11 protein-coding genes and 1 pseudogene are annotated in these 8,185 nt (G+C 58.0%); 9 read left to right on the top strand and 3 right to left on the bottom strand.

Translation table 11 applies throughout. The features are described 5' to 3' along the window. Positions 1–127: 127 nt before the first annotated feature. Positions 128–397 (bottom strand): annotated as a pseudogene (locus C7G61_RS41470) (HipA N-terminal domain-containing protein); the annotation flags it as partial. Next, entirely contained in the window at positions 390–722 is a 333-nt protein-coding gene (locus C7G61_RS41465; RefSeq protein WP_108523282.1) for a helix-turn-helix domain-containing protein, read from the bottom strand. The gene C7G61_RS41465 and the pseudogene C7G61_RS41470, both read right to left, overlap by 8 nt. Before the next feature lie 140 nt (positions 723–862). Here C7G61_RS41465 and C7G61_RS41460 point away from each other — a divergent pair, with 140 nt between their 5' ends. The 6 genes from C7G61_RS41460 to C7G61_RS41440 all read left to right on the top strand — a co-directional run bounded on the left by C7G61_RS41460 (position 863) and on the right by C7G61_RS41440 (position 5,963). Beyond that, positions 863–1,168 (top strand): hypothetical protein, encoded by a 306-nt coding sequence (locus tag C7G61_RS41460; protein ID WP_108523281.1) that lies wholly within the window; start codon positions 863–865, stop codon positions 1,166–1,168. Continuing rightward, positions 1,165–1,530, top strand: coding sequence for a helix-turn-helix domain-containing protein (locus tag C7G61_RS41455; RefSeq protein WP_108523280.1), 366 nt, complete (start codon positions 1,165–1,167; stop codon positions 1,528–1,530). Before C7G61_RS41460 ends, C7G61_RS41455 begins: the two co-directional genes overlap by 4 nt. Before the next feature lie 58 nt (positions 1,531–1,588). After that, positions 1,589–2,251, top strand: coding sequence for an ImmA/IrrE family metallo-endopeptidase (locus C7G61_RS47770; RefSeq protein WP_410734043.1), 663 nt, complete (start codon positions 1,589–1,591; stop codon positions 2,249–2,251). Continuing rightward, positions 2,164–2,865, top strand: coding sequence for an IS630 family transposase (locus tag C7G61_RS41445; protein ID WP_420836843.1), 702 nt, complete (start codon positions 2,164–2,166; stop codon positions 2,863–2,865). Before C7G61_RS47770 ends, C7G61_RS41445 begins: the two co-directional genes overlap by 88 nt. A gap of 439 nt (positions 2,866–3,304) precedes the next feature. Further along, on the top strand, positions 3,305–3,505 hold the full coding sequence (locus C7G61_RS44305; protein ID WP_145963801.1) for a hypothetical protein: 201 nt from the start codon (positions 3,305–3,307) through the stop codon (positions 3,503–3,505). Further along, the gene (locus tag C7G61_RS41440; protein WP_190242246.1) at positions 3,492–5,963 is read left to right on the top strand and encodes an ATP-binding protein; all 2,472 of its coding nucleotides are present in this window, start codon (positions 3,492–3,494) and stop codon (positions 5,961–5,963) included. Before C7G61_RS44305 ends, C7G61_RS41440 begins: the two co-directional genes overlap by 14 nt. A 153-nt stretch (positions 5,964–6,116) precedes the next feature. Here the strand turns inward: C7G61_RS41440 and C7G61_RS41435 are convergent, their stop codons facing one another. Further along, positions 6,117–6,434: an ATP-binding protein gene (locus tag C7G61_RS41435; RefSeq protein WP_108523277.1), complete on the bottom strand. Its 318-nt coding sequence runs from the start codon at positions 6,432–6,434 to the stop codon at positions 6,117–6,119. Between the two features lie 690 nt (positions 6,435–7,124). Between C7G61_RS41435 and C7G61_RS41425 the strand changes: the two genes are divergently transcribed. From C7G61_RS41425 to C7G61_RS41420, 3 genes are all read left to right on the top strand, one after another. Further along, entirely contained in the window at positions 7,125–7,442 is a 318-nt protein-coding gene (locus C7G61_RS41425) for a DUF6894 family protein (protein WP_190242245.1), read from the top strand. Positions 7,443–7,682: 240 nt separating this feature from the next. After that, positions 7,683–7,859: a hypothetical protein gene (locus C7G61_RS45365; protein WP_190242244.1), complete on the top strand. Its 177-nt coding sequence runs from the start codon at positions 7,683–7,685 to the stop codon at positions 7,857–7,859. 124 nt (positions 7,860–7,983) lie between these two features. Further along, positions 7,984–8,185: hypothetical protein (locus C7G61_RS41420; protein WP_202975834.1), on the top strand; the 202-nt coding region annotated here is incomplete at its 3' end.

Genomic DNA, 8,185 nt, shown 5'->3' with positions numbered 1-8,185 from the left:
GCTCGGCTTGCCGAGACAAAGCGGTTCCATCTTCGCCCATTGGGCGTCAGTCAAAACGAATCGGTCCATCCGCAGCTTGAATCACAACCAAGCCCGGATGAGAATCCTGAATCCCAACAGACCCTAGGCGGCGTTCGCAGCGTTGCATCAGACGTCGGCCCCAAGTGTCGGGTGCGGAGTCGCCGATGGAGCCGAAGATGGCTTGGCCGGGTGGTGGCGCGAAGCCGCCGCGCGTCAGCTTGAGGGCCGGCTCGATAGAGAAGCGATCAGGATCTTCGAGCCACTCGGGCGCATACTCGAAGACGACTGTTTCGTTACCTCGAACGCGGTTGCTTCTGGCCAAACCGACGCGCCGCGTGCGGCCGTCCAGCTCGATGTGGACTTCGAAATCAGCCATTGTCGGCTCGGGCGGTTCGCTTGAGGTGGATATGTTTGGGTAGCTCTGCGCTGGCCAGCGCCTGTCCGACTGGGTCGTTGCTGATGTCGGCGACCTGGCTCAGACGGTCGAGCAGGCCGAGCGCCTGGAGGACGCCGGCATAAATTCCGACGCTTACATTGGTGTCCCCGGCTTCAACTTTCTGGAGCGTTGAGCGGGAAGTGAATGCGCGCTCGGCCACGACCGCCATCGGCAGCCGTCGTCGCCGGCGGGCATCGTGAATGTCCGTGCCGAGCTTGCGCAGGGCCCGCCGCACAGCGGCAGGAGGATTATGTGGAGTAGGCATTTGTCACCTTCGTACTACAGATTGGCAAAATATGTAGCACGAAGATTACATTTTTACTAGTCGGCTGGAAGGATCGACAGCCCCTTGAAAATCCACGAATGTAAGATTATCTTACCATATGTCGGATCAAGGAGGCTTCCATGGACCCTGCTACCCTTAAGGAAAAGCTAATCGCTGTTCTCAGCCAGATTCAAGCTGACAGCGGCTTGGAGTGCCCAGCGCTGAGTGGCGCGATCAAACCGGTTGAGACCTTGCCCAAGTTCGACAGCAAGGTCTGGCCCGTCGCGACCACGATCCTCGCCACAGAGATCAGCGCGACGATCCCGAACGACGTCAATATCTTCGTCGACGAGACCACCAAGCTTCCGCGCTCCATCGACGAGACGGCGATCTTCGTCTGTGACCTGCTCAAGAAGCAAAGCGAGAAGGAAGCGGCCGCGGCATGACCGAGCTCGATCCCGCGAAGCGGGCCCAGATCGCTGATCGACTAAAAGAGGCGCGCAAGCTGTCCGGCTTGTCACAAGGCCATGTCGCCAAGATAATCGGCCTGCACCGTCCTTCCATCACCGAGATCGAAGCAGGCAACCGCCGTGTCTCAGCCGACGAACTCGTCCGACTTGCAGAGATCTATGACGTCAGCGTCGCCTGGCTGCTCGGCGAAGCGCCCGAGACGCTCGACGTTCAAGATCCGCGGCTTGAGCTTGCCGCACGCGAACTCTCCAAACTCAAGCCAGATGATCTGGAACGTTTGCTTAGGCTGTTAGCGGCGATGCGCAACGATTCCACCGCGAACGGGGACGATCGCTGATGAGTGTGACGCGCACCAAAAACCCAGCTTTGATCGCCGCGCCTTGGCGACCCAGGCCATGCAGGCAGCCACGGCCACGCGGGCGAAGGCCCAACTCGACCAGGCCGGGCCGATCTGCATCTACGGGGTATGCGAGACGCTGGGCGTCGTGGTGCGCTTCAACAACATCAACATGGAGGGGATGTATCAGCGCGGCCTTCCTCCGCGCATCCATCTCTCGGCCCGACGGCCGCTACCGCGGCGCACTTACAATTGCGCGCATGAGCTCGGCCATCACGTGTTCGGCCATGGCTCGTCGATCGACGAGCTGCGCGAGGATGCGAAGGCGCACCCTTGGGAGGACCCAAAAGAGTTTCTGGCGGACACGTTTGCGGGCTTCATCCTCATGCCAATCATCGGCCTGCGCCGTGCCTTCTCGGTCCGGCGCTGGGCGCCGGAAACGGCGACGCCGGCGCAGATCTTCACCATCCCCTGCGAGTTCGGCGTCGGCTATCCGCATGAGTTGTGGACGACGCGGCTCTTGGCGCGCCATGCGCGCGAACACGGGCCGGCGGCAGGGCATGCGTGTTTGGCCATTTGGTCCAGGGAACGGTGTGCAAGATCCTCGGCCGGGAGGAAATCAAGCCGCACAAGGTGCGTTACTATCTTGAAAATCGCGACGCCGAGTTCGAACAGAAGATGGCGGAGGTCCTGTGCGTCTATCGGGAAGTCGAAGTCCTGAAGAAAGCCTCTGCCAAGGGAAAGAAGAAGCGGGGAAAGCCGGTGACGATCGTTTCCTACGACGAGAAACCGGGAATCCAGGCCGTCGCAACGACGGCACCGGATTTGCCGCCCAAGCCTGGTGTCCACGCCACCTTTGCGCGCGATCATGAATACAAACGCCATGGCACGCTCAGCCTGTTGGCTGGGATTGATCTGCTCACCGGCAAGGTCCACGCCCTTGTCAAAGATCGCCATCGCAGTCGAGAGTTCGTCGAACTCCTCAGGCTTATCGATGACGCCTATCCGTCGAACACTGCGATCAAGTTGATCCTCGACAATCATTCCGCGCACATCTCGCGAGAAACCAGAGCCTGGCTCGCCACTCGACCAAGCGGGCGCTTCGAGCTCACCTTCACCCCCAAGCACGGCTCGTGGCTCAATCTCATCGAGGGATTCTTCTCCAAGTTCGCCCGTTCAGTCCTCCGCCACATCCGGGTGGCCTCAAAACATGAATCAAGGAGCGCATCATGGCCGGTATCGACGACGTCAATCGCCATCCGGTCATCCACACGTGGTCCTACAAACTCGCCGACGCCGCCTGATATGATTCGAACCAAGAAAACGCTAATCTAGATTGGGATGCCGCCGGCGCCGACGAGGGGCAGATTGGGCTGGAAACCCGCTACGAGGCGGTGGTCGAGCATCCAGAACTTGGACGCCTGACGTGGTCGCTCTGGCAGGGGTCGAACTTTGGCCTAGAAATCAAGATTTTTTAGAGCCGCATCAATGATTTAGCTTGCTTTATCGAGCGGTCTTGATGGAAGATCGTGCCTTCCACTTAATCCGACTGCCGCTTCAGAAAGCGCTTTATTGCCATGGTATTAGATGGTTTGTCGCGATCTGGTGATGCACTGTCGAATTGCTTGTATGGCATATGAAATTTGGAAAGGAGGGAAGCACGCTCAGATTTAGTCCTGTCTATGGTACAACGACAGATGATTGGGTCGTCTGAAACTTGGCCATGGATGATCAGTCTCCGCCGCCAAGAGCAACAGAAGCGTAATGAAGCAACATGGCAATCACCGATCCGCCCTTCTCTGCAACGGTGACCTCAGTCTTTGATGCCTTTGTGAAACGGCTCGAGGATCACAAGGCACTTTCGGCCGAAGCGCTCGCAGCTCTTCGCCAGGCTCTCGACCAGCACAAGCTGGACGCGGAGAGCCTGCGCGATGCTATTTTTACCTCAGCGGGGTCAAGCAATGATCCAGATTGAGGAAATCGAGATTGTCGAGTTTCGCGGAATCCGCCACCTGAAGCGTGCGCTGGGTCGGAAAAGTTTCGGTATCGCGGGGCCGAATGGCACCGGCAAGAGCGGAATCGTCGACGCGATTGAATTTGCTCTGACGGGCAATATCACGCGCCTCGGTGGAGCCGGCACCGCCGAACTCAGCGTTAAGGCCCATGCGCCACACGTCGATGCGAACAAGAAGCCGGAAAAAGCCCTTGTTCGCCTCAAGGTCTATGTCCCCTCGCTTAAGAAAAGCTTCGCGATCGAACGGACCGTCAAGAACGCCGGTACTGCCGAGCTCAAGCCGAGCAATACTGAAACCAAAGCCATTCTTGCGCAGCTCGAAACCCATCCCGAATTTGCGCTGTCTCGCCGCGAGATCATTAAGTACGTCCTCGTTCCTGCAGGCAAACGATCGCAGTATGTCCAGGAGTTGCTGCGCCTGGCCGAACTCGAAAAAGTGCGTATGTCGTTGCAACGCGTCGCGAACGACGCCAAGCGCGATCAGGTAAGGACCGAAGCCGAAGATCGGCGGACAAAGGCTGATTTTTTCAAGCATCTCGGGTTTGCGAACCCGAAGAAGTCCGACCTGCTTGACGGAGTCAATGCTCGCCGCGCCGTGCTGAAGCTCGAGCCCATCACGGATCTTGCCCCGAAGAATGCCTTGAAAGCTGGCGTCAATGTTGAAACTGGACAGGGTTTGCAGCCACCCAAGTTCTCCAAACTTGGTGCCAAGGGCGATCTTGAACTGTTCATGCAGCAGTTGGCGGCTCCGCAGGAAGCGGCCATCGCGGGCGGGAAGGCTGACTCGGTCACGGCGCTTACTCAACTCACCAACGATCCAGCCCTCCTAAAAATCGTCAAGCAGCGGGCGCTCATTGAGCGGGGCCTCGAACTCGTCGAGGAAGATGCGTGCCCGCTCTGCGATATCACATGGGATGTGGCGCTGTTGACCGAGCATCTACACGAGAAGATCGCAAAGGCCGACGCCGCGGCAGCCATCCTGCAGCAGCTTGCCGTCGCCGTCGAACCACTCGTGGTTCACCTGCAGGCCATCATGCGTGAAGCCGGCAAGGTGACGGAATGGTGTGAGAAGGCCACCCCCCCGATCGATGCTGCGCCGCTTCGCGCGTACGCGAAGGCAGTCTCTGGTGACCGCGCCGTTCTCGACAAGGTCGTTCGCGACCCGGCGGCGATTGCAGACGCCTTGCAAGCGCTTGGTCGGCTGGACGCGCCGTCTCCGCCCGAGCTGCTTGACGCCACCAATGGCTTGACGGCGTATATCGATACGCTCGCCGATCCGTCAAAGGAGGAAGAAGCGAAGGAATTTCTGATTGTTGCTCAGGAAAAATACGACCAATGCCGCAAAACGCAACGGGACTTGACCGATGCTATGCAACAGGCGGAAACGGCGGCTGCTGTGCTGAGCCACTACGGCATGGTCAGCACCACCATTCTGGAAGGGATCTACGACAAGGTTCAGAAGGACTTCACTGATTACTACAGCTTCATTAACCGTGATGATGAGGCCAAATTCGAGGGCAAACTGTCGCCATCGTTTGGTAAGCTTGCCTTCGACGTCGACTTCTACGGCCGGGGTAAATTTCCGCCGGGAGCCTATCACAGCGAGGGCCATCAGGACGGCATGGGCCTTTGCCTTTATCTCGCCCTCGTGAAACACACGCTCGGCGATGGCTTCACGCTCGCCGTTCTGGACGATGTGCTGATGTCGGTCGATGCCGGGCATCGCCGTGAAGTTTGCGCGCTGCTCAAGCAGAAATTTCCAAATACGCAATTCATTCTAACCACCCACGATGGGGTGTGGCTCAAATTCATGCAAAGCGAGAAGCTTGTTCAGGGCACGCTGAGCTTCGGCGGCTGGACCGTTGACAGCGGACCGCAGGTCTGGAACGAGGGCGACGTCTGGTCGCAGATTCAGGATTATCTTGCAAAAGGTAATGTTCCGACTGCTGCCGGCATCCTGCGGCGTTACCTGGAATTTGCCTCAACGATCCTTGCGGACAACTTGCGAGCCCGTATCGAGTACCATGGAAATGGACAATACGATCTTGGCGACCTCTGGCCCAGCGTGCTTGCGGCGTGGAAGGCCCGTCTCCTGGAAGCCCGCGATTCTGCCGCTTCCTGGGGCAAGAATGTGCAAGACGCCGAAACACTCCAGGTAGAATCCAAGAAGAGAGTTGCGGCCACAAAATCGGAGGAGTGGATGATCAACAAGGCCGTGCACTATAATGCCTGGGCGGACCTGCAGCCTACGGAATTTTCTGCGGTGGCGACCGCGTTCCAGGGACTGCTCCACCTGATGCAGTGTCCCAATTCCGATTGCGGTGAGTTCCTCTGCGTCTCGCCCATCAAGGGTGACAAGGAAGTACTCCGGTGCAGCTGTGGCACCGTTAGCCTCAATCTCGTGCCCAAGAAGAAATGATTAGCCGCCTGGCTGCAAAGCGGGTTTTGGGGCGCGGGGGGATGATGCAAAGGAGCAATTCTACAAAATTGCAAATGTAGCTTTGGTTATTGTAAGTCATTGAAACAGAAGCTGATAATATAGATTACGGAAAGTGGTGGGGATCTCCGACCCTCAAGCCGCCTCCGACCGGGGGCTTGGCGAGTTCGAAGCGACCGGCAGAGTCACAACGCTGACCGCATCGTCGAGGGTTTTCCGGGCCACGTCGACCAGATGTTCGTGGTGCGTAAAGAATAGCACCTGAGTCTTCTTTGCCAGCTCATCCAGGACGCGGAAACCGGCGGCAGCACGCTTTTCGTCGAAGTTGATGAACAGATCATCCGCAATGAACGGCAGGGGGTCGGCGTGGTCGAGATAATCTTCGATCGCAGCAACCCGCAGAGCGAGGTAGAGCTGATCCGCGGTTCCGGTGCTCATGCCGGAGACCGGCACCCGCCCCTTCCATCCTGCTTGATCCCGGCAAGTTGCACATTGTCGTGCTCGTCAAGTTCAAGCTGTAGCTTCTGGAACGATCCGCAACTGAGGATAGCGAAGATCGCTGGCGCGCTTGGGTATCGATGCAGTCGGTTTCTTCGATGAACTTCAGCGCGAAATATGAGAATTTCGCCTGATATATGCGGTGCCCAGGAGAAATTGGCTACTTTTTCTTCTTCATGACGAGGTAAGTTTTCGTTTGTGGACGGTGCCCGATCGAAGGGCTCGGTCGGTCTCCCGGATGTAGGCTCAAGCCGAATGAGCGCACGCAGCAACAACTTTATGTTGGATGCCGAGCTGGATGCTACCAGTGAGAGTCAAGCTCTTCGCGCCCCGTCCTTAGCTGCCGCAAGATTGGCGGATCACGATGATCTTGCGGCGGAACTCCACCTCTGCACGCACAGTGAGTCAGCGACTCCGGAGTTCCAGTACCCGGGTGGGGCCCAAAGAAGATGAAGATGCGCGATTGCCACGAACGCTTTGAGTATCGCCCAGCAGCGACAAGCTGCGCCGTCTGTGACGGAAAGATTGGCATGATCAGATACTACTCATGGCGGGCGACGCCGTGCTCCAAGAAGTGCCTGGACCGCTTCAAGGCACGCCGGGAACGAGACCGCCGCTGGCTGTTTCGATTTGAGGCGGTGGGCCATGCAGCAGCACCTCAAATGCGGCAGCAAGATCGATCTGGAGCTGCAAGATCTGTTCGACGGCACGACACGTGAGTCGCCGATGAAGAGGTACTATTTTGATATCCGCGACGGCAGCCAGTTCATCCGCGATGATGAAGGTGCGGAGCTGCCGAACATCGATTCTGCTCGGGAAGAGGCGACCACTGCACTCTCGGAGATGGCCCGCGAATGGGTCAGAGGCAGGCCGCAGCACCGCATAGCAGTTGAAGTTCGCGATGATCATGGCCCTATTTTGGAGGCGAGCTTTAGCTTTGTGATGAAACCGTGCGCGACGTGAAAGCCAGCGGTTGGGATCGAAATGCAATTTTCGACGCCGATTGACAGCCGAAATCGCGGGTCATCAAGCGTTTTCACCCAACCAAGACCTACAGCAGTCCGGCGTGCGGCCTAGCGGTCGTCACGCTTGTGTAGAGCGTAATCCTCACAGTACCATAGTCTTGACGCCGCTGCCTTGCGGACACGATCGCGAGACTACCACCTGCCGCTGCATCATTCGGATACTTTGACGATAGAAGCGATGCGGTTGGCGCCCGGCAAGATCACGCGGAACTACTTCGGCAGCGAAGGCATGGATACAGTCTTCAAGGAAGACGTGGTCGAGAGGCTGCTTTCACGAGGTGATGGCAGCGACATGCTGAATACCGTGCACATCATTGAACGCAAAAGGATGGACGCGGGCGCGTTCCTCGACTAGCTACTTTCCGGCGCAAAATTCGGCGGCCTTTTGAGGCAGCCAGAATCGCTTGGTGGGGCGAAAACTGCAAGATCGGACGGAATCAGCGTTGAGTTGTGTGGGTGAGATTGATTCATTCTTATGAATGATTCGAGATCGAGCTCTTCAAACCCGCGAGAAGCTTGTCGGCAAGCTGCCGGTCACCGGCGAACTGCTGCGTGGTTCGCTGCTGGAGCGCACTGTTCGTCACAAGCGCGGCTGCCCGAAATGTGCGCGCGGCGAAGGGCACCAAGTGTACGTGCTGACGGTGAGCTATGGCGGCGGACGCGTTCGCCAGTTCAGCGTGC

Source organism: Bradyrhizobium algeriense (assembly GCF_003062295.1).
GTDB classification, from domain to species: domain Bacteria; phylum Pseudomonadota; class Alphaproteobacteria; order Rhizobiales; family Xanthobacteraceae; genus Bradyrhizobium; species Bradyrhizobium algeriense.
The sequence above is the reverse complement of the archived record's forward strand: the minus strand, read 5'-3'. Positions and strand labels throughout refer to the sequence as shown.

Coding starts and splice junctions, on each gene's coding strand:
- C7G61_RS41465 (WP_108523282.1), bottom strand. CDS start 722: ATGCCTACTCCACATAATCCTCCTGCCGCTGTGCGGCGGGCCCTGCGC.
- C7G61_RS41460 (WP_108523281.1), top strand. CDS start 863: ATGGACCCTGCTACCCTTAAGGAAAAGCTAATCGCTGTTCTCAGCCAG.
- C7G61_RS41455 (WP_108523280.1), top strand. CDS start 1,165: ATGACCGAGCTCGATCCCGCGAAGCGGGCCCAGATCGCTGATCGACTA.
- C7G61_RS47770 (WP_410734043.1), top strand. CDS start 1,589: ATGCAGGCAGCCACGGCCACGCGGGCGAAGGCCCAACTCGACCAGGCC.
- C7G61_RS44305 (WP_145963801.1), top strand. CDS start 3,305: ATGGCAATCACCGATCCGCCCTTCTCTGCAACGGTGACCTCAGTCTTT.
- C7G61_RS41440 (WP_190242246.1), top strand. CDS start 3,492: ATGATCCAGATTGAGGAAATCGAGATTGTCGAGTTTCGCGGAATCCGC.
- C7G61_RS41425 (WP_190242245.1), top strand. CDS start 7,125: ATGCAGCAGCACCTCAAATGCGGCAGCAAGATCGATCTGGAGCTGCAA.
- C7G61_RS45365 (WP_190242244.1), top strand. CDS start 7,683: ATGCGGTTGGCGCCCGGCAAGATCACGCGGAACTACTTCGGCAGCGAA.